The sequence below is a fragment of the Mesorhizobium sp. M0618 genome, assembly GCF_040320765.1.
Taxonomy (GTDB): Bacteria; Pseudomonadota; Alphaproteobacteria; order Rhizobiales; family Rhizobiaceae; genus Mesorhizobium.
In genome coordinates this window covers 1-21,333 of record NZ_JAMYQH010000054.1, presented here as the reverse complement: position 1 = coordinate 21,333, position 21,333 = coordinate 1, and the positions used below count along the sequence as shown (strand labels likewise).

The following is a 21,333-nucleotide window of genomic DNA, read 5'->3' as shown; positions in this document are numbered from 1 at the left end:
TGCCGATCGCCATGGAAGAGAAGCTGCGCTTCGCCATCCGTGAAGGCGGCCGCACCGTCGGTGCCGGCATCGTCGTCACCATCAAGGAATAGTCGAGCCCGGCATTCGCCGGATCGACAAGAAAAGGGCGGTCTTCGGGCCGCCCTTTTCTTTTGCGGGGCTATCGGTTGCGGCCCTGTCGGCCGAACCCTGTTGCAAGGCTCCGGGCCTCGACTAGTATAGGTTGCATCGAGGGGCTTTTTCCAAATGGTTCCAAGGCGGTTTTTCCATCGTCGGGCATTGTGGCCGCTGGCTCTGACCTGCCTGCTCGCACTGCTCGTCACGGGTTCCGTAGCCGTTGCGGCGGATGCGGCGCCGGATCTTGGGCCGACGATGCGGTTCGGCATTGTCCGCAGCGATGCACCGGGGTGCGAGCCGATCTGCCCGGAATGGATATCGGCCGAGGGCTCGATAGAAGCCGGAACTCCGGCGCTCTTCAAACGCATGCTGAAGACGCTTGGCGGCCGGAAACTGCCTGTTGTCGTGGATTCTCCCGGCGGCAATGTCGAGGCGGCGCTGACGCTTGGCCGGCTGATCCGCAAGAACAAGCTCGATATCGCCATCGGCAAGACGGTGTTTTCCAGCTGCCAGCCCGGTGCGAAGGGGTGCCAGGGCCGTGACGCCCGCTACTTCGGCGATGTCATCGACGATGGCGCCATGTGCAATTCCGCCTGTCCTCTGATGTTTGCCGGCGGTATCAGGCGGGTGGCCGGCGAATGGGCCTATCTCGGCGTCCATCAGATCACCACGACCTACATCCGTACGAAATTGCAATACCGGACCACCTATCGCGTCGTGGGGGGCAAGAAGAAGATCCTCAACACAAAGATCGTCAGCCGCAAGAACGCCGGCAGCTACAAGACCTACGAGATGAGCAAGGCGGTGGAGAAAAAGCTGGCGGCCTACCTGGACCAGATGGGCATCGAACAAAGCATGCTCGAAACGATGAAGGGCACCCCGGCCAGCGAAATCCACCAGATCGCCCTCGACGACATGCTGGCAATGAAGCTGGTCACCAGTACGGACGCTGTTGGCCTGCTGACCGCGGCAAGCCTGTGCGAGTCCGGCCGCCTGGCCGCGAATTGCCGGGAGGTGCCGGGGAACAAGCCTGATGGCCTGACGGCGACCGCGGCCAAGCCAACGCTAGCGATCGAACCCGAGGCGGCGCGGCGCGATGAAGACATGCGCTTCGTCGTCGTTCGCGGCACCAATCCGCTCTGCAATCCAGACTGCCCGGAATGGATCTCGGCGGAAGGCGCGATCACCCCCCAGACCCCGCAGAAGCTGCGCCAATTGCTCGCCACGCTCGGCAAACGGCAACTTCCTGTCGTGATCAGCTCGAGGGGAGGCGACCTGTTCAGCGCCTTGGCGGCGGGACGGCTTATCCATGAAAAGAAGCTAGACGTCGCCGTTGGCCGCACCGATTTCGTCGGCTGTGACCCGGCAGCGTGGAATTGCCTGGCCAACGAGGGCGCCTATGCCGGGCTGAGCATCGATGCGGGCGTGGAGTGCGATTCGGCCTGCGCGCTCATGCTTGCCGGCGGCATCAGGCGGCTTGTCGGTCCCCAGGCGCGACTTAGCCTCTACCCGATGGGGCAAAAGCAGATGGTCAAGGCCTATCTCGAGGAGATGGCGATCGGTCCCGCCCTGTTCGCGGCGATCGAGCGGCGCTCGGTCGAGCGCCGGCTGGAACCCGGCATGATGCTGAAGGTCGGCCTGACGACCGGCCTGCAATCGGTCGACGCGCTGACCGGTGCCACCATTTGCGAGGCGGTGCCAAGACCCGAGAATTGCCGGATCCGGCCTTCCGCCAATGCCGAGGCCGACGCGCCGGCCAAATTGTAGTGTGCGGCGGAGCCGGAACTGGCCATAGAGGCAGGTTGAGACACTTCCGATTGTTCCGCTATCGTCGCTGCTGGCGGCGCCAGGCAGGCGGAGGATCGAGAATGAGCCAGGACATCCCGACACTCTACGAATGGGCCGGCGGCAGCGAGGCCCTGAACCGGCTGACCCAGACTTTCTATCTATGACAAGGTGGCGCAGGACCCGATCGTCGGACCGGTGTTCAAGACCATGTCGCCGGATCATCCCGCCCATGTCGCGGCCTTCATCGGCGAGGTTTTCGGCGGACCGAAAACCTACAGCGAGCAGTTCGGCGGCCACCGCGAGATGGTCATGCACCATCTGGGCAAGCATCTGAGCGAGGAGCAGCGCCGGCGCTGGATCAGCCTCCTGGCCGATGCAGCCGACGCGGTCGGCCTGCCTGACGATCCCGAATTCCGTTCGGCCTTCATGGGCTATGTCGAATGGGGATCGCGTCTGGCCAAGACGAACTCCAACCTCGGCGAGACATGCGATCCCGAAACGGAACCGTTGCCGGCCTGGGGCTGGGGCGTGCCGGGCGGCCCCTATCGGCCACAGGAGCCAAAGTAACTTCCCGCCGAACGGGCTGGTCGTCAGCTGTCCCGATTCTGGCGCAGGGGATTAAGGCACGTTTGCTTGCGAACCGCTCTTTACAGAGCGTGCGGAAGCTTTTAGGAAGCGCCGTCTGCGCCGACATGCGCACGATACGGGCATAGCTCAGTTGGTAGAGCGGCGGTCTCCAAAACCGCAGGTCGTAGGTTCGAGCCCTGCTGCCCGTGCCATTTCCCAAAATGGCGTTTCAAAACGATATTTCCATGGTCTGGCCTTTGAAAATCGGCGACCCGCTTGCCATATAAGGTCGATTGGGGCATAAGAGCGCCATAGCCGGGACGGAACGACTGGATGGTTCCGAGGCGGTGTTTGGTCATAAAGCGGAGACTTGCCACTTGCGTGGATCAAGAATCGGTTTTATGTAGACGAAACAGACACGCGACGCGTGGAGCTGGGAAACCGGCTTTACGCGTCTGATTTGCATGGGCGAAATGATTGCGCTGATTCGGCGCGAAATTCGCTCAGGCGGCACGTCCCGGCCAGCGGGATCATCCAGGAGACCCGGCCAACGGGTCTTGAAGACAGAGCGGCATATGGCTTCGAAAACCACAAATCCTTTCGTCTTTCTCCAGCAGGTCCGCGCGGAGACCGCCAAGGTGACTTGGCCGTCGCGGCGCGAAACGATGATCTCGACGGTGATGGTTCTGGCCTTCGCAGTGATCGCGATGATCTTTTTCTTCACCGCCGATCAGCTCATGGGCCTCGCGGTCGAACAGATTCTGGGCATCGGACGCTAAGTCCGGCGATTACGGAGAAGTCTTGAAATGACCGCGCGCTGGTACATCGTCCACGCCTATTCGAACTTTGAAAAGAAGGTCGCCGAGGATATCGAGAACAAGGCCAAGCAGAAGGGCCTGTCCGCCGACATCCACCAGATCGTGGTTCCGACCGAGAAGGTCGTCGAAGTTCGCCGCGGCCGCAAGGTCGATGCCGAGCGCAAGTTCTTCCCGGGCTACGTGCTCCTGAAGGCCAATCTGACCGATGCGGTGTTCTCGCTGGTCAAGAACACACCGAAGGTCACCGGCTTTCTGGGCGACTCCAAGCCGGTGCCGATCACCGAGGCGGAAGCGCAGCGCATCCTGAACCAGGTGCAGGAAGGCGTCGAGCGGCCCAAGCCCTCGGTCACGTTCGAGATCGGCGAAGCGATCCGCGTTTCGGACGGTCCCTTCGCGTCGTTCAACGGTTTCGTCCAGGAAGTGGACGAGGAGCGGGCGCGGCTCAAGGTGGAAGTTTCGATCTTCGGGCGCGCCGTGCCGGTCGATCTGGAATTCGGACAGGTCGAAAAGGGCTGATCCGAAATCCCTGACGCCGGTTTGGCGATCAGGGGAGGCGGCGCGGAAGCGCGGCCTGAGAACGGTGGGAGACGAATGCGGCTTTAGCCGGCCGCATGGATCGCACCACCAGACTGCAACCGCCGGCGTGACCGGCATAGACAAAGGCAGGAAAAGAGATGGCTAAGAAAATTGCAGGCCAGCTCAAGCTCCAGGTGAAAGCGGGATCGGCTACGCCGTCTCCCCCGATCGGCCCGGCGCTTGGTCAGCGTGGCATCAACATCATGGAATTCTGCAAGGCGTTCAACGCGCAGACCCAGGAAATGGAAAAGGGATCGCCGGTTCCGGTCGTCATCACCTACTATCAGGACAAGTCCTTCACCTTCGTCATGAAGACGGCGCCGGTGAGCTACTTCCTGAAGAAGGCGGCGAACCTGACGTCTGGTTCCAAGGAGCCGGGCAAGGTCAAGGCCGGTACGGTTTCGCGTGACAAGGTCCGCGAGATTGCCACCGCGAAGATGAAAGACCTGAACGCAAACGACGTCGAAGCGGCCATGCGCATGGTCGAGGGCTCCGCCCGCTCGATGGGTCTGGAAGTGGTGGGCTAAGATCATGGCAAAGATTGCAAAGCGCGTATCGAAGACCCGCGAAGGCATCGATCCCAACAAGGCTTATGCCTTGGGCGATGCGCTGAAGTTGCTCAAGGACCGTTCCTCGGTGAAGTTCGATGAGACCATCGAAGTCGCCATGAACCTCGGCGTCGACCCGCGCCATGCCGACCAGATGGTCCGCGGCGTGGTCAACCTGCCGAACGGCACCGGCCGCTCGGTGCGTGTCGCCGTGTTCGCCCGTGGCGACAAGGCAGACGAAGCCCGCGCCGCCGGCGCCGACATCGTTGGTGCCGAGGATCTGGTCGACATCGTCCAGAAGGGCACGATCGATTTCGATCGCTGCATCGCCACGCCGGACATGATGCCGCTGGTCGGCCGTCTGGGCAAAGTGCTCGGCCCGCGCGGCATGATGCCGAACCCGAAGGTCGGCACCGTCACCACCGACGTTGCCGCCGCCGTCAAGGCATCCAAGGGCGGCGCCGTCGAGTTCCGTGTCGAGAAGGCTGGCATCGTCCATGCCGGCGTCGGCAAGGTCTCGTTCGACGTCAAGGCCCTGGAAGAGAACATCCGCGCCTTCGCCGATGCGGTGACCAAGGCAAAGCCGACTGGCGCCAAGGGCAACTACGTCAAGAAGGTGTCTGTCACCTCGACGATGGGCCCGGGCCTCAAGCTCGACGTCTCGACACTCGTGGCGTCCTGATAAGTTTTGATCGAGATCGGCCGGTAAACGGCTGATCTGCAAAGAATTCCGGGCCTCCGACCTAGTTGGCGGCCCGGTACCGGAAGTCGAAAGGCTTCCGGACATCCTGTCCGAGATTGCAGGCGGCCCAGAAGCCTTAATTCGATTTGGGCCTGCATGAGACGGGTGAAGACCGGACAACGGAGCGATTGCTCCAATGAAAGGTTCGAACCGTGTTTGCCTTTTGTCTGCGCATCGCCGGCTTGACTGTCGATGTGGCGAAAGGGGGCAGGATCCTCGAGCGTCGTTCGGGAGATCCGTTACTGGATGGCCCGGCCGACAAAAGGCAACCCGACGCCTGTCCTCGTCAATGGGATGTTCCCGTTAACAGGATTGGGGTCAACTGGAGATAGGCAGTGGACAGAGCGGAAAAACGCGAACTCGTCACGGGCCTGAACGGTGCGTTCTCGAACGCAGGTTCAGTGGTCGTGGCCCACTACGCCGGTATCACCGTCGCGCAAATGAACGACCTTCGGTCGAAAATGCGCGCCGCCGGTGGCACCGTCAAAGTCGCGAAGAACCGTCTCGCCAAAATCGCTCTTCAGGGCACGGACTCCGCATCGATCATCGAGCTGTTCAAGGGACAGACGCTGATTGCTTATTCGGAGGATCCGATTGCGGCGCCGAAGGTCGCGTCCGATTTCGCCAAGGGAAATGACAAGCTCGTCATTCTCGGCGGCGCAATGGGCACCACCTCGCTCAATGCCGACGGTGTGAAGGCACTCGCCACACTTCCGTCGCTCGATGAGCTGCGCGCCAGGCTGGTTGGCATGATCGCCACGCCGGCAACCCGGATCGCCCAGATCGTCAATGCGCCAGCGGCCTCGGTCGCGCGCGTCATCGGCGCTTACGCCCGGAAGGACGAGGCGGCATGAGGCCGTTCCTCGCTATCACAAACACACGTTCGAACCTTATGAAGGAACACAACAATGGCTGATCTCGCAAAGATCGTAGACGACCTTTCGAAGCTGACCGTCCTCGAGGCGGCCGAGCTGTCGAAGCTTCTGGAAGAAAAGTGGGGCGTTTCCGCCGCTGCTCCGGTGGCTGTTGCCGCCGCTGGCGGTGGTGCGGCCGCAGCTGCTCCGGTCGAGGAAAAGACGGAATTCGACGTCGTCCTCACCGAGGCAGGCGCTCAGAAGATCAACGTCATCAAGGAAGTCCGCGCCATCACCGGTCTTGGCCTCAAGGAAGCCAAGGATCTGGTCGAAGCGGCTCCGAAGCCGGTCAAGGAAGCCGTTTCCAAGGCCGACGCTGACAAGTTCAAGGCTCAGCTGGAAGCAGCCGGCGCCAAGGTCGAACTGAAGTAAGCGTAAAAGCGGCGGGCGGCCTCGCGCCGTCCGCCACTCCCTTCGCCCGAAGGGAGAGCGCGTAACGCGAGATCTGCGAGAACCTCTTTCCTGAGGGCCGAAAACCGGCCTTCAGGAAACGGGTTTTCTCCCGTTCTAACCGGCCGCCGACAGGCGCCGGGAAAACAGACAGAGGGTTGCCGCCAAGGTGGCCCAGCATGCAAGGCGAGCCGCGGCGAGGCTCGTCCCGAGTTTAGAGCTAAGGAGCGACGATGGCCCAGACCCAGACTTTCAATGGCCGCAGACGCGTACGCAAGTTCTTCGGAAAGATTCCGGAAGTTGCGGAGATGCCGAACCTGATCGAGGTTCAGAAGGCATCCTATGACCAGTTCCTGATGGTGGCGGAGCCCAAGGGTGGGCGTCCGGACGAGGGACTGCAGGCCGTTTTCAAGTCGGTCTTCCCGATCTCCGATTTTTCCGGCTCCTCGATGCTGGAGTTCGTGAAGTACGAGTTCGAAGGACCGAAATTCGACGTTGACGAATGCCGTCAGCGCGACCTCACCTATGCCGCGCCGCTCAAGGTGACGCTGCGCCTCATCGTGTTCGATATCGACGAGGATACCGGCGCCAAGTCCATCAAGGACATCAAGGAGCAGGACGTCTACATGGGCGACATGCCGCTCATGACGCTGAACGGCACCTTCATCGTCAACGGCACCGAGCGCGTGATCGTTTCGCAGATGCACCGTTCGCCGGGCGTTTTCTTCGACCATGACAAGGGCAAGTCGCACTCGTCGGGCAAGCTTCTGTTTGCCGCGCGCGTCATCCCCTATCGCGGCTCGTGGCTCGATATCGAGTTCGATTCCAAGGACGTCGTGCACGCCCGCATCGATCGTCGCCGCAAGATTCCGGTGACGTCGCTGCTGATGGCGCTCGGCATGGACGGCGAAGAGATCCTGTCGACCTTCTACAACAAGATCACCTACAAGCGCGCCGGCGACCATTGGCGCATTCCGTTCAACGTCGAGCGTTTCCGCGGCCTCAAGGCCGTCGGCGACCTGGTCGATGCCGATACCGGCGAAGTCGTCGTCGAAGCCGGCAAGAAGATCACGGCACGTCAGGCTCGGGCGCTTGGCGAAAAGGGTCTGAAGGCGATCAAGGCGACCGACGAGGATCTGCTCGGCAACTACCTGGCCGAGGACATCGTCAACTACGCCACCGGCGAGATATTCCTCGAAGCCGGGGACGAGATCGACGAGAAGACGCTGAAGGTTCTGCTCGGCACCGGCGAAGACGAGATCAAGGTTCTCGACATCGACCACGTCAATGTCGGCGCCTATATCCGCAACACGCTCAACGTCGACAAGAACGAGAGCCGCCAGGACGCGCTGTTCGACATCTATCGTGTCATGCGCCCCGGCGAGCCGCCGACGCTCGAAACCGCCGAAGCCATGTTCAACTCGCTGTTCTTCGACAGTGAGCGCTACGATCTGTCAGCCGTCGGCCGCGTCAAGATGAACATGCGCCTCGAACTCAAGGCCGAGGACACCGTGCGAGTGCTGCGCAAGGACGACATCCTGGCCGTGGTCAGGACGCTGGTCGAACTGCGCGACGGCAAGGGCGAGATCGACGACATCGACAATCTCGGCAACCGCCGCGTGCGTTCGGTCGGCGAGCTGATGGAAAACCAGTACCGAGTCGGCCTGCTGCGCATGGAGCGCGCGATCAAGGAGCGTATGTCCTCGATCGAGATCGACACGGTCATGCCGCAGGACCTGATCAACGCCAAGCCGGCGGCTGCCGCCGTGCGCGAGTTCTTCGGTTCCTCGCAGCTGTCGCAGTTCATGGATCAGACCAACCCGCTGTCGGAGATCACCCACAAGCGCCGCCTTTCGGCGCTTGGACCGGGCGGTCTGACCCGCGAGCGCGCCGGCTTCGAGGTGCGCGACGTGCACCCGACGCATTACGGCCGCATCTGCCCGATCGAGACGCCGGAAGGCCCGAATATCGGTCTGATCAACTCGCTGGCCACCTTCGCACGCGTCAACAAGTACGGCTTCATCGAGAGCCCGTACCGCAAGATCGTCGACGGCAAGCTGACCAATGACGTCGTCTATCTCTCGGCGATGGAAGAGGCCAAGCACCACGTCGCGCAGGCCAACGCCGAGCTCGACAAGAACGGTGGTTTCGTCGACGAATTCGTCATTTGCCGCAGTGCCGGCGAAGTGATGATGGCGCCGCGCGAAAACGTCGATCTGATGGACGTGTCGCCCAAGCAGATGGTGTCGGTGGCCGCGGCCCTGATCCCGTTCCTGGAAAACGACGACGCCAACCGCGCTCTGATGGGCTCGAACATGCAGCGTCAGGCCGTGCCTCTGGTGCGCGCCGAGGCGCCGTTCGTCGGCACCGGCATGGAGCCGATCGTCGCCCGTGACTCGGGCGCCGCCATCGGCGCCCGCCGCGGCGGCATCGTCGACCAGGTGGACGCGACGCGTATCGTTATCCGCGCCACCGAAGATCTCGATCCGGGCAAGTCCGGCGTCGATATCTACCGGTTGATGAAGTTCCAGCGTTCGAACCAGAACACCTGCATCAACCAGCGTCCGCTGGTTCGCATGGGTGACCTCGTCAACAAGGGCGACATCATCGCCGACGGTCCGTCGACCGAGCTCGGTGATCTGGCGCTCGGCCGCAACGTGCTGGTCGCGTTCATGCCGTGGAATGGCTACAACTACGAGGACTCGATCCTCCTGTCCGAACGCATCGTGGCCGATGACGTCTTCACCTCGATCCATATCGAGGAGTTTGAGGTCATGGCGCGCGATACCAAGCTCGGGCCGGAGGAAATCACGCGCGACATTCCGAACGTCTCGGAAGAAGCGCTGAAGAACCTCGACGAAGCCGGCATCGTCTACATCGGTGCGGAAGTTCAGCCGGGCGACATCCTGGTCGGCAAGATCACGCCGAAGGGCGAAAGCCCAATGACGCCGGAAGAGAAGCTTCTGCGCGCCATCTTCGGCGAAAAGGCATCCGATGTGCGCGACACCTCGATGCGCATGCCTCCTGGCACTTTCGGCACCGTCGTCGAGGTGCGCGTCTTCAATCGCCACGGTGTGGAGAAGGACGAGCGCGCCATGGCGATCGAGCGCGAGGAGATCGAACGCCTCGCCAAGGACCGCGACGACGAGCAGGCCATTCTGGACCGTAACGTCTACGCGCGTCTTTCCGACGTGCTCGTCGGCAAGGAAGCGATCGCCGGACCGAAGGGCTTCAAGAAGGGCTCGACGCTGTCCAAGGATACGCTCGACGAGTATCCGCGTTCGCAGTGGTGGCAGTTTGCCGTGGAGAACGAAAAGCTCCAGAGCGAACTGGAAGCCCTGCGTGGCCAGTACGACGATTCCAAGAAGGCGCTCGAACAGCGTTTCATGGACAAGGTCGAGAAGGTCCAGCGCGGCGACGAAATGCCTCCGGGCGTCATGAAGATGGTCAAGGTCTTCGTGGCCGTGAAGCGCAAGATGCAGCCCGGCGACAAGATGGCCGGCCGTCACGGCAACAAGGGTGTCGTGTCGCGGATCGTTCCGGTCGAGGACATGCCTTTCCTCGAGGACGGCACGCATGCCGATATCGTGCTCAACCCGCTGGGTGTGCCGAGCCGCATGAATGTCGGCCAGATCCTGGAAACGCATCTGGGCTGGGCATGCGCGGGCATGGGCAGGAAGATCGGCGAGCTGATCGACACGTACAAGGCAGCCGGCGACATCAAGCCGCTGCGCAAGACGCTCGAGAGCTTCATCCCGGCCAACGACCGCAACGAGCCGGTTCGTGACTATGACGACGAGAGCATCGTTCGCCTCAGCGAGCAGATGCGCCGCGGCGTCTCGATCGCGACCCCGGTGTTCGACGGCGCGCATGAGGCTGACATCAACATCATGCTGGAGCAGGCGGGCCTGCACACCAGCGGTCAGTCGCAGCTCTATGACGGACGCACGGGCGAGCCGTTCGATCGCAAGGTGACGATGGGCTACATATATATGCTCAAGCTTCACCATCTCGTGGACGACAAGATCCACGCGCGTTCGATCGGTCCGTACTCGCTCGTCACGCAGCAGCCGCTGGGCGGCAAGGCGCAGTTCGGTGGCCAGCGCTTCGGCGAGATGGAAGTCTGGGCGCTCGAAGCATACGGCGCCGCCTACACGCTGCAGGAAATGCTGACGGTGAAGTCCGACGACGTCGCCGGCCGTACCAAGGTCTACGAGGCGATCGTCCGTGGCGACGACACCTTCGAGGCCGGCATCCCCGAGAGCTTCAACGTTCTCGTCAAGGAAATGCGGTCTCTCGGCCTCAATGTCGAGCTGGAGAACACCAAGCTCGACGACAACCCTGTCCGGCTGCCCGACGCGGCCGAGTAAACAAGACGCTCGGTCGCGGAAATCGCGACCGAGCGCACCAAATTCTTCGGCCGGTGGCCGACACACGACGGCGGGCGTTTGGCTCGCGACTAGATGCAAGGGGTCTTCGAGGATCCCGAAAAGGAGAACGGCATGAACCAAGAGGTCATGAATCTCTTCAATCCGCAGGCGCCTGCGCAGGTGTTCGATTCCATCCGGATATCGCTTGCCAGCCCTGAGAAGATTCTGTCCTGGTCTTTCGGCGAGATCAAGAAGCCGGAGACCATCAACTACCGCACCTTCAAGCCGGAGCGTGACGGTCTGTTCTGCGCGCGCATTTTTGGCCCGATCAAGGACTATGAGTGCCTGTGCGGCAAGTACAAGCGCATGAAGTACAAGGGCGTCATCTGCGAGAAGTGCGGCGTTGAAGTCACGCTGTCGCGCGTTCGCCGCGAGCGCATGGGCCATATCGAGCTGGCGGCACCGGTCGCCCATATCTGGTTCCTGAAGTCGCTGCCGTCGCGCATCGGCACGCTGCTCGACATGACCCTGAAGGACATCGAGCGCGTCCTCTACTTCGAGAACTACATCGTCACCGAACCTGGCCTCACCGCGCTGAAGGAGCACCAGCTGCTCAGCGAGGAAGAGTACATGATCGCCGTCGACGAGTATGGCGAGGATTCGTTCACCGCCATGATCGGCGCCGAGGCCATTCACGACCTTCTGGCCGGCATGGACCTGGAGAAGATCGCCGGTGACCTGCGTTCGGAACTGGCTTCGACCACCTCCGAGCTGAAGCAGAAGAAGTATCTGAAGCGGCTCAAGGTCGTCGAGAACTTCATGGAATCCGGCAACCGTCCGGAATGGATGATCATGAAGGTGGTTCCGGTGATCCCGCCTGACTTGCGCCCGCTCGTCCCGCTGGACGGTGGCCGCTTCGCCACGTCGGATCTGAACGACCTCTATCGCCGCGTCATCAACCGCAACAACCGTCTGAAGCGGCTGATCGAGCTGCGCGCTCCCGGCATCATCGTGCGCAATGAAAAGCGCATGCTGCAGGAAGCCGTCGATGCGCTGTTCGACAATGGCCGCCGCGGCCGCGTCATCACCGGCGCCAACAAGCGTCCGCTGAAGTCGCTGTCCGACATGCTCAAGGGCAAGCAGGGCCGGTTCCGTCAGAACCTGCTCGGCAAGCGCGTCGACTATTCCGGCCGCTCGGTCATCGTGACCGGTCCGGAGCTCAAGCTGCACCAGTGCGGCCTGCCCAAGAAGATGGCGCTCGAACTGTTCAAGCCCTTCATCTACGCCCGTCTCGACGCCAAGGGTTACTCCTCGACCGTCAAGCAGGCGAAGAAGCTGGTCGAAAAGGAGCGTCCGGAAGTCTGGGATATCCTCGACGAGGTCATCCGCGAGCATCCGGTGCTGCTGAACCGTGCGCCGACGCTGCACCGTCTCGGCATCCAGGCGTTCGAGCCGATCCTGATCGAGGGCAAGGCGATCCAGTTGCACCCGCTGGTCTGCACGGCCTTCAACGCCGACTTCGACGGCGACCAGATGGCCGTTCACGTGCCGCTGTCGCTGGAAGCGCAGCTTGAAGCCCGCGTGCTGATGATGTCGACCAACAACATCCTGCACCCGGCTTCCGGCGCGCCGATCATCGTGCCGTCGCAGGACATGGTTCTGGGTCTCTACTATCTCTCGATCGTCAACCAGAACGAGCCGGGCGAGGGCATGGTGTTTGCCGACATGGGCGAACTCCAGCACGCGCTCGAGACCAAGGCCGTGACGCTGCACTCCAAGATCAAGGGTCGTTTCCGCACGGTCGACGCCGAAGGCAAGGTGGTGTCGAAGATCCATGACACCACGCCTGGCCGCATGATCATCGGCGAGCTTCTGCCGAAGAACGTCAACGTGCCTTACGAGACCGCCAACCAGGAGATGACCAAGAAGAACATCTCCAAGATGATCGACACCGTCTACCGCCATTGCGGTCAGAAGGAGACGGTCATTTTCTGCGATCGCATCATGGCGCTCGGCTTCAGCCATGCCTGCCGTGCCGGCATTTCGTTCGGCAAGGACGACATGCTGATCCCGGATGCCAAGATCAAGCTGGTCTCCGACACCGAGGCTTTGGCCAAGGAATACGAGCAGCAGTACAATGACGGTCTGATCACGCAGGGCGAGAAGTACAACAAGGTCGTCGACGCCTGGGCCAAGTGCTCGGAAAAGGTCGCCGACGAGATGATGGCCCGCATCAAGGCGGTCGAGTTCGAGGACAATGGCCGTCAGAAGCCGATGAACTCGATCTACATGATGTCGCACTCCGGTGCGCGTGGCTCGCCCACCCAGATGCGTCAGCTTGCCGGCATGCGCGGCCTTATGGCCAAGCCGTCGGGTGAAATCATCGAAACGCCGATCATCTCGAACTTCAAGGAAGGCCTGACCGTGCTCGAGTACTTCAACTCGACCCACGGCGCCCGCAAGGGTCTGGCCGACACCGCCTTGAAGACGGCGAACTCGGGTTACCTCACCCGTCGTCTGGTCGACGTGGCGCAGGATTGCATCGTCAACTCCGTCGACTGCGGCACCGACAAGGGCCTCACCATGCAGCCGATCGTCGATGCCGGTCAGGTCGTCGCTTCGGTCGGCCAGCGCGTGCTGGGCCGTACGTCGCTCGACGACATCACCCATCCGGTGTCGGGCGAGATCCTGGTCAAGGCCGGAACGCTGATGGACGAGCGTGACGTGGAACAGATCGAAAAGGCCGGCGTCCAGTCGGTCCGCATCCGCTCGGCACTGACTTGCGAAGTCAGGGTTGGCGTCTGCGCGGTCTGCTACGGTCGCGATCTGGCCCGCGGCACCCCGGTCAACCAGGGTGAAGCTGTCGGCGTCATCGCGGCGCAGTCGATCGGCGAGCCGGGCACGCAGCTCACCATGCGTACCTTCCACATGGGCGGTACCGCGCAGGTGGTGGACAGCTCGTTCCTTGAAGCCTCGTATGAGGGCAAGGTCGAGATCCGCAACCGCAACGTGGTGCGCAACTCCGACGGCCAGCAGATGGTCATGGGCCGCAACATGGCGGTGCTGATCCTCGACGAAGCCGGCAAGGAGCGCGCCTCGCACCGCCTCACCTATGGTTCGCGCATCTTCGTGGACGATGGTGACAAGGTGAAGCGCGGCCAGCGTATCGCCGAGTGGGATCCCTACACCCGTCCAGTCCTCACCGAAATCGAGGGCAGGGTGTCGTACGAGGATCTGGTCGACGGCATTTCCGTTCAGGAAACGGCCGACGAGTCGACCGGCATCACCAAGCGTGAGGTCATCGACTGGCGCTCGACGCCACGCGGCAACGACCTGAAGCCGGCGATTGCGATCCAGGACGCCAAGGGCAAGGTCGGCAAGCTGTCGAAGGGCGGCGACGCGCGCTTCCTGCTCTCGGTCGAGGCCATTCTTTCGGTCGAGCCGGGCTCGCAGGTTCGTCCCGGCGACGTGCTGGCGCGTATTCCGATGGAAAGCGCCAAGACCAAGGACATCACCGGCGGTCTGCCGCGTGTTGCCGAACTGTTCGAGGCACGTCGTCCGAAGGATCACGCCATCATCGCCGAGATCGACGGCACGATCCGCTTCGGCCGCGACTACAAGAACAAGCGTCGCATCATCATCGAGCCGCATGACTCGACGCTTGAGCCGGTCGAATACCTGATCCCGAAGGGCAAGCCTTTCCATCTCCAGGACGGCGACGTCATCGAGAAGGGCGACTACATCCTCGACGGCAATCCGGCGCCGCACGACATCCTGGCGATCAAGGGCGTGGAGGCACTTGCTTCCTATCTCGTCAACGAGATCCAGGAAGTCTATCGTCTGCAGGGCGTGTCGATCAACGACAAGCACATCGAGGTGATCGTTCGCCAGATGCTGCAGAAGGTCGAGATCACGGTGCAGGGCGACTCGACCTACATCCCGGGCGATCATGTCGACGTGATCGAACTGGAAGAGGTCAACGAGCGTCTGGTCGAGGACGGCAAGAAGCCGGCCGAAGGCCTGCCGGTGCTGCTCGGCATCACCAAGGCATCGCTGCAGACGCCGTCCTTCATCTCGGCCGCCTCCTTCCAGGAGACGACCCGAGTGCTGACGGAAGCTGCTGTTGCCGGCAAGACCGACATGCTGCAGGGACTGAAGGAAAACGTCATCGTCGGCCGGTTGATCCCGGCCGGCACCGGCGGCACGATGAGCCAGATCCGGCGGATCGCCACCTCGCGCGACGAACTGATCATCGACGAGCGCCGCAAGGCCTCGGGTGTGGAAGTCGCCGAGCCGATGCTGGCTGACATGACAACCGCCGCGCAGTAAGCGGACGGAAAGAGAAGAGGAAAAGGGGCCGAATGGCCCCTTTTCGCGTTTAGGTCTCCAATTGGATCGGAGAAGAAAACGATGAGCAAAAGAAGCTGGGCGGCAGTCGACGACTACATCGTCGGTTCCCTGTTTGAGGCGGACCCCGTGCTTGATGCCGTTCTGGCGACCAACCACGATCAGGGCCTGCCGGCGATCGACGTGTCGCCGGCGCAGGGCAAGTTGCTTTCCCTTCTTGCGCGGATGCGGGGAGCCAAGAAGGTTCTCGAAATCGGCACGCTGGGTGGCTATTCGACCATCTGGATGGCGCGCGCACTGCCTGCCGACGGCAAGATCGTGACGCTTGAACTCGATCCGCATCACGCCAGCGTCGCGCGATCGAATTTCGAGCGGGCAGGCGTCTCGGAGCGGGTGGAACTGCGGGTCGGGCCTGCCCTTCAGTCACTTGCAGCACTTGGCGCCGAGAATGCCGGGCCATTCGACTTCATCTTCATCGATGCCGACAAGCCGAACAATCCGCACTACCTGTCCTGGGCCATGCGGTTGTCGCGGCCCGGAACCGTCATCGTCTGCGACAATGTCATACGCGACGGTGCCGTGGTGAATGAAGATGGCCGCGACGCCAATGTCGAAGGGGCACGCGCCGCATTCTCGTTCATCGGCAGCGAGAAGCGTCTGGACGGCACCGCCATCCAGACCGTTGGCGCCAAGGGCTATGACGGCTTTGCCATTGCGATCGTGGAGTGAGACCACACCATGATTGTCTGAATGACGTTGATATGAGGCCAAGTCGGTCGTGCTCAGCTGTCATCTGCTGCTCGTTTGACGACCGGCTTCCCCCAATCCGTCGCTGCTTCGCAGCGCCACCTTTCCCCCCTCCGGAGGGAAAGGAAGCCGCGTTGGACGAGCGTTGGCGGCAATAGGTTCGCGCCCCTTCCTCTCCCCCGTTGATCGGGGGAGAGGTGGCTCGGCGTAGCCGAGACGGAGTGGGGGTCGACCCTTTGGTGCCGGGCGTGCATTCACGCCAGGTCCGCGATCCCGTCGCGTGCATAAGTCAATCGAAGAACGCCTCGACCACGTTGCGCTTGCCGAGCATGAAGGCGTCGGCGACATGCTGCAGGGGCGCGAGGTCGACATCTGAGGTCCCGGCACGCACGATCTCGGCGAAGCGCTTGTAGAGCATCGGGTACTCGGCCTCCGGCTCGTCATGAACTACCTTGCCGTCGATGGCGAGCTTCGACCCGCCGCCCGACAGCACCATGGCACCCTTGTCGGTCTCGGCCAGGATGTCCCAGCTTTGCGGGCCGGTCTGCAGCCAGTCGAGATCCATCGTCACCGGCAATCCATTCGAGGTGCGGAAGGCGACGCGCGCGGCAACCGGGGAGGCGCGGTTTTCGGGAAAATCCAGCACCGCCGAGGTGATGAACATCGCCGGCAGGATGTGGGTGGCAATCGACAGCGCGTTGATGCCGGGATCGAAGACGCCAAAACCGCCGGGCGCCCAGATCCATTCCTGGTTCGGGTGCCAGCGGCGCACATCTTCCTTCCAGTTGATGGCGGCCGACTTGATCTTGGTCGTGTCGAGAAATGCGCGCGCGGCCTCGACCGCCGGCGCATAGCGCGAGTGCCAGCTGGCGAACAGCGAGACGCCGTTCTGCGACGCCAATGTCTTGAGGTCCTCGACCTCGCTGACAGTGGCGCCAGGCGGCTTCTCCAGGAAGACATGTTTCTTTGCTATCAGCGCTGTCCGCGCCGCGTCGTAGCGGAACTGCGGCGGCATGCAGAGCGATACGGCCTCGAGTTCGGGCACCGCGTCGAGCATGGCTTCGATGTCAGGAAAATTCGCGATGTCATCCACCTTGCCGTGACGGCTGGCGGCCGCGATGAGGCGATAGTCCTGGTCCTTCGCCAGGGCCGGCAGGTGCTGGTCGCGGACGATCTTGCCGACGCCGACGATGCCTATCTTGATGGGCTGGGACACGGCCGCTCCGTCTGTTTGATGATGGTGATGGTTTCTTATCAGAACACTTGCCCCGGGCAAGCCGAAGCCGAGCAGGCAAGCTCAGCCTTCCTCGAGCGGCAGTGTGCACATTTTTGTCGGCTGGGAAGGCCTCGGTCGCCGATTCGTCTCGGTAGCCGATTCGAAAGCTGGACCGGGAGGTCGGGGTCAGATCGGCACGTCGAAGGTAACGATCGACACTTCGCCTTCGAGCGCGCCCTGGAAGGCGGAGATATGCGGCTCTTCGTCGGGGATGCCGTCCATGTCACCGATCTGGTCGAGCTCCGCCTCGGCGTACCCTTCGGCGGCAAGCGATTCGAGTGCCCGGCGCACCGCCGAATCGTCGTCGGGCGCAACCAGCATGACGTGGACGCCTTCCGGTTTGCCGCCTTTTTTCTTCCACACCCGGCCGGTGATGATGGTGACCGGGCGTTCTTCGTTGTCGTTCACGGGCCGATTCCTCTTGGCAGCGGGTGGGCGGGCGAGGGGGTTTTGACTGCTCATGCGGCCTTTTCGCATGAAGCAAGGCCGCGCAACAGCGCAAACCCATTCACTTTGCCTGAAGGCTTGTCACTTTCTTCCTCGCTCTTGCAAAAATGCGAAAGAAAATTACATGCGGTTTTCGCATGGCTGCCAAGCCTTGGTCGGCGTGCAATATTTGGTGCTCCGGGCTTGACGGTCCGCGGTCTTACGAGTAGAAGCCGCCCAGTCAGAACCGATGTGAGGCTCTCCCTTCCGAAGCGACACGCTTTGGAGTTTGCCTCAAACAGGGTTCGTTTTACGAGCGAAAAGACATTTCCGGCGTGCACGAAGCGGCTTCCGCTTCCTCTGCCTTTTGTTCGGGCAAGACCGCGAGGCGCGGTTTATGGCCCGAATTTGCGTATGGAAATGACGCTTTGAGCGGCCCTGACCGGGCGAGACACGGAATTGAGAGACAAGAGGGTTTAATGCCTACCGTCAACCAGCTGATCCGCAAGCCGCGCATTGCGCCGGTGAAGCGCAACAAGGTCCCGGCCATGCAGCAGAACCCGCAGAAGCGGGGCGTCTGCACGCGCGTCTATACAACGACGCCGAAGAAGCCGAACTCGGCGCTGCGCAAGGTGGCCAAGATCCGCCTGACCAATGGTTTTGAAGTGATCGGGTACATCCCCGGCGAAGGCCACAACCTTCAGGAGCACTCCGTGGTCATGATCCGCGGCGGCCGCGTCAAGGATCTTCCGGGCGTTCGCTACCACATCATCCGCGGCGTGCTCGACACGCAGGGTGTGAAGAACCGCAAGCAGCGCCGTTCGAAGTACGGCGCCAAGCGTCCGAAGTAAGGGGCGTCCGAAGTAAGATTTTCCGGCCTTGGCGCTGCTTGAGTGCGTCGGGCTATGAGATTGAGAGACAAAAGCCATGTCGCGTCGTCACAGTGCAGAAAAGCGTGAGATCAATCCGGACCCGAAGTTCGGCGATCTGATCGTCACCAAGTTCATGAACGCCGTTATGTATGACGGCAAGAAGTCGGTCGCCGAGACCATCGTCTACGGCGCGCTCGACCAGGTTCAGTCGAAGACCAAGCAGGAGCCGGTCACCGTCTTCCATCAGGCGCTCGACAATGTCGCGCCGCATGTTGAAGTGCGTTCGCGTCGTGTCGGTGGCGCCACCTACCAGGTTCCGGTCGACGTGCGCCCCGAGCGCCGCCAGGCATTGGCCATTCGCTGGCTGATCGCGGCGGCCCGCAATCGCAACGAGACCACGATGGTCGACCGCCTCTCCGGCGAGCTGATGGATGCGGCCAACAACCGCGGCACGGCTGTCAAGAAGCGTGAAGACACCCACAAGATGGCTGAAGCCAACCGCGCTTTCGCGCACTACCGCTGGTAAAGCGCGAACGAGACTGAGAGGCAGCTACGATGGCCCGCGAATACAAAATCGAAGACTACCGCAATTTCGGTATCATGGCGCATATTGACGCCGGCAAGACGACGACCACCGAGCGCGTCCTCTACTACACGGGCAAGTCGCACAAGATCGGCGAAGTCCACGACGGCGCTGCCACCATGGATTGGATGGAGCAGGAGCAGGAGCGCGGCATCACCATCACGTCCGCCGCGACCACGACCTTCTGGAAGGCTCGTGACGGCAAGATGCACCGCTTCAACATCATCGACACTCCCGGCCACGTCGACTTCACCATCGAAGTTGAGCGTTCGCTGCGCGTTCTCGACGGCGCCATTGCGCTGCTCGATGCCAATGCCGGCGTTGAGCCGCAGACCGAGACCGTCTGGCGCCAGGCCGACAAGTATCGCGTTCCGCGCATGATCTTCTGCAACAAGATGGACAAGATCGGTGCCGACTTCTATCGCTCGGTCGAGATGATCGGTTCGCGCCTCGGCGCGCATGCCGTTGTCATGCAGCTGCCGATCGGCGCCGAGACCGAGTTCAAGGGCGTCGTCGACCTCGTCGAGATGAACGCGCTGGTCTGGCGCGACGAGACGCTGGGCGCTGCCTGGGATGTCGTCGAGATCCCGGACGATCTCAAGGCTCGTGCCGAAGAATACCGCGAGAAGATGATCGAGGCCGCCGTCGAAATGGACGAGACGGCGCTTGAGAATTACCTCGAAGGCAAGATGCCGTCGAATGACGAGATCCGCGCGCTGATCCGCAAGGGCACCATCGCGGTCAAGTTCTACCCGATGTTCTGTGGCTCGGCCTTCAAGAACAAGGGCGTGCAGCCGCTGCTCGACGCCGTCGTCGAATATCTGCCGTCGCCGGCCGATGTTCCCGCCATCAAGGGCGTCGATGCCAAGACCGACGCGGAGATCGAGCGTCATGCCGACGACAACGAGCCGCTGTCGATGCTCGCCTTCAAGATCATGAACGACCCGTTCGTCGGTTCGCTGACCTTTGCCCGCATCTATTCGGGCAAGCTCACCAAGGGCATCTCGGTCGACAACACCGTGAAGGGCAAGAAAGAGCGCATCGGCCGCATGCTGCAGATGCATGCGAACTCGCGCGCCGACGTCGAAGAGGCTTTTGCAGGCGACATCGTTGCTCTTGCCGGTCTCAAGGACACGACCACCGGTGACACGCTGAGCGATCCGCTGCATCCGGTCATTCTCGAGCGCATGGAATTCCCCGATCCGGTCATCCAGATCGCCATCGAGCCGAAGACCAAGAACGACCAGGAAAAGATGGGCCTCGCCCTTCACCGCCTGGCCGCCGAGGATCCGTCCTTCCGCGTCAAGACCGACGAGGAAAGCGGCCAGACCATCATTTCCGGCATGGGCGAACTTCACCTGGACATCATCGTCGACCGCATGCGTCGCGAGTTCAAGGTCGAGGCCAATGTCGGCGCACCGCAGGTGGCTTATCGCGAGACCATCACCCGCAGGCACGAGCAGGATTACACGCATAAGAAGCAGACCGGCGGTACCGGTCAGTTCGCTCGCGTCAAGATCGTCTTCGAGCCGAACCCGGACAGCAGCGAGTTCGAGTTCGAGACCAAGATCGTCGGCGGCGCCGTGCCGAAGGAATACATCCCGGGTGTCGAAAAGGGCATCAACAGCGTCATGACCTCGGGTCCGTTCGCGGGCTTCCCGATGATCGGCGTCAAGGCGACCCTGATCGACGGCGCTTACCACGATGTCGACTCCAGCGTTCTGGCCTTCGAAATCGCCGGCCGCGCCTGCTTCCGTGAAGCCGCACCCAAGCTTGGCGTGCAGCTGTTGGAGCCGATCATGAAGGTCGAAGTGGTGACGCCGGAAGATTACGTCGGCAGCGTCATCGGCGATCTGAACGGTCGTCGTGGCCAGATCCAGGGCCAGGAAGCGCGCGGCGTGGCCGTCGTCATCAACGCGATGGTGCCGCTCGCCAACATGTTCAAGTATGTCGACAACCTGCGCTCGATGAGCCAGGGCCGTGCGGCCTACACCATGCAGTTCGATCACTATGAGCCGGTTCCGACCGCAGTGGCTCAGGAAGTCCAGAAGAAATACGCCTAAGGGTTTCTTAGCCACCGGGTCGCGCTCCTTGCGCGGTGCCGGATCTGAAGAGCGAATAACAATATCCCCTTAGCGGGTAGAATAGACGGAGAACGATTATGGCCAAAGGTAAATTCGAGCGTAACAAGCCTCACGTGAACATCGGCACGATTGGCCACGTCGACCATGGCAAGACGTCGCTGACGGCGG

General features: G+C 62.0%; 17 protein-coding genes, 1 tRNA gene and 1 pseudogene. 17 read left to right on the top strand and 2 right to left on the bottom strand.

Annotated elements, in window-relative coordinates:
- The 13 genes and pseudogenes from NKJ04_RS32735 to NKJ04_RS32675 all read left to right on the top strand — a co-directional run.
- Window positions 1-92, top strand: a 92-nt coding sequence (locus NKJ04_RS32735; RefSeq protein WP_023785181.1) for an EF-Tu C-terminal domain-related protein, incomplete at its 5' end; no start/stop codon positions are given.
- 154 nt (window positions 93-246) lie between these two features.
- Window positions 247-1,884 (top strand): COG3904 family protein, encoded by a 1,638-nt coding sequence (locus NKJ04_RS32730; RefSeq protein ID WP_352679958.1) that lies wholly within the window; start codon window positions 247-249, stop codon window positions 1,882-1,884.
- A 101-nt stretch (window positions 1,885-1,985) separates the two neighbouring features.
- Window positions 1,986-2,472 (top strand): annotated as a pseudogene (locus tag NKJ04_RS32725) (group II truncated hemoglobin).
- Between the two features lie 136 nt (window positions 2,473-2,608).
- Window positions 2,609-2,684 (top strand) — tRNA-Trp (locus NKJ04_RS32720).
- 363 nt (window positions 2,685-3,047) lie between these two features.
- Window positions 3,048-3,251, top strand: a complete 204-nt coding sequence (gene secE, locus NKJ04_RS32715) for a preprotein translocase subunit SecE (protein ID WP_013531408.1) — start codon at window positions 3,048-3,050, stop codon at window positions 3,249-3,251.
- Between the two features lie 27 nt (window positions 3,252-3,278).
- Window positions 3,279-3,806, top strand: coding sequence for a transcription termination/antitermination protein NusG (gene nusG / locus NKJ04_RS32710; protein WP_013531409.1), 528 nt, complete (start codon window positions 3,279-3,281; stop codon window positions 3,804-3,806).
- 158 nt (window positions 3,807-3,964) lie between these two features.
- Window positions 3,965-4,393, top strand: a complete 429-nt coding sequence (rplK, locus tag NKJ04_RS32705; RefSeq protein ID WP_013531410.1) for a 50S ribosomal protein L11 — start codon at window positions 3,965-3,967, stop codon at window positions 4,391-4,393.
- 4 nt (window positions 4,394-4,397) lie between these two features.
- Entirely contained in the window at window positions 4,398-5,096 is a 699-nt protein-coding gene (gene rplA / locus NKJ04_RS32700; protein ID WP_127295767.1) for a 50S ribosomal protein L1, read from the top strand.
- 395 nt (window positions 5,097-5,491) lie between these two features.
- Window positions 5,492-6,010, top strand: a complete 519-nt coding sequence (gene rplJ / locus NKJ04_RS32695) for a 50S ribosomal protein L10 (RefSeq protein WP_013531412.1) — start codon at window positions 5,492-5,494, stop codon at window positions 6,008-6,010.
- Between the two features lie 54 nt (window positions 6,011-6,064).
- The gene (gene rplL, locus NKJ04_RS32690; RefSeq protein WP_027038853.1) at window positions 6,065-6,442 is read left to right on the top strand and encodes a 50S ribosomal protein L7/L12; all 378 of its coding nucleotides are present in this window, start codon (window positions 6,065-6,067) and stop codon (window positions 6,440-6,442) included.
- Between the two features lie 251 nt (window positions 6,443-6,693).
- Window positions 6,694-10,830 carry a DNA-directed RNA polymerase subunit beta gene (gene rpoB / locus NKJ04_RS32685; RefSeq protein ID WP_023814288.1) on the top strand — a complete coding sequence of 1,379 codons (4,137 nt, stop codon included), beginning with the start codon at window positions 6,694-6,696 and terminating at the stop codon, window positions 10,828-10,830.
- Window positions 10,831-10,962: 132 nt separating this feature from the next.
- The gene (gene rpoC, locus NKJ04_RS32680; protein ID WP_024505639.1) at window positions 10,963-15,159 is read left to right on the top strand and encodes a DNA-directed RNA polymerase subunit beta'; all 4,197 of its coding nucleotides are present in this window, start codon (window positions 10,963-10,965) and stop codon (window positions 15,157-15,159) included.
- 81 nt (window positions 15,160-15,240) lie between these two features.
- Window positions 15,241-15,906, top strand: coding sequence for an O-methyltransferase (locus NKJ04_RS32675; RefSeq protein WP_352679953.1), 666 nt, complete (start codon window positions 15,241-15,243; stop codon window positions 15,904-15,906).
- Between the two features lie 307 nt (window positions 15,907-16,213).
- Here NKJ04_RS32675 and NKJ04_RS32670 read toward each other — a convergent pair whose 3' ends face one another.
- Complete coding sequence (locus NKJ04_RS32670; RefSeq protein ID WP_128305931.1) at window positions 16,214-17,140, bottom strand: Gfo/Idh/MocA family protein; 927 nt, start codon at window positions 17,138-17,140, stop codon at window positions 16,214-16,216.
- Between the two features lie 186 nt (window positions 17,141-17,326).
- On the bottom strand, window positions 17,327-17,608 hold the full coding sequence (locus NKJ04_RS32665; protein ID WP_013531420.1) for a transcriptional regulator: 282 nt from the start codon (window positions 17,606-17,608) through the stop codon (window positions 17,327-17,329).
- Window positions 17,609-18,105: 497 nt separating this feature from the next.
- On the opposite strand from NKJ04_RS32665, the gene rpsL reads away from it, so the two are divergent.
- The 4 genes from rpsL to NKJ04_RS32645 form a co-directional block, all read left to right on the top strand.
- A complete protein-coding gene (gene rpsL, locus NKJ04_RS32660; protein WP_006333356.1) occupies window positions 18,106-18,477 on the top strand; it encodes a 30S ribosomal protein S12 in 372 nt (123 codons plus the stop codon).
- Window positions 18,478-18,553: 76 nt separating this feature from the next.
- The gene (gene rpsG / locus NKJ04_RS32655) at window positions 18,554-19,024 is read left to right on the top strand and encodes a 30S ribosomal protein S7 (protein WP_008875664.1); all 471 of its coding nucleotides are present in this window, start codon (window positions 18,554-18,556) and stop codon (window positions 19,022-19,024) included.
- Window positions 19,025-19,053: 29 nt separating this feature from the next.
- Entirely contained in the window at window positions 19,054-21,144 is a 2,091-nt protein-coding gene (gene fusA / locus NKJ04_RS32650) for an elongation factor G (protein WP_023762913.1), read from the top strand.
- 98 nt (window positions 21,145-21,242) lie between these two features.
- Window positions 21,243-21,333: GTP-binding protein (locus NKJ04_RS32645; protein ID WP_032908143.1), on the top strand; the 91-nt coding region annotated here is incomplete at its 3' end.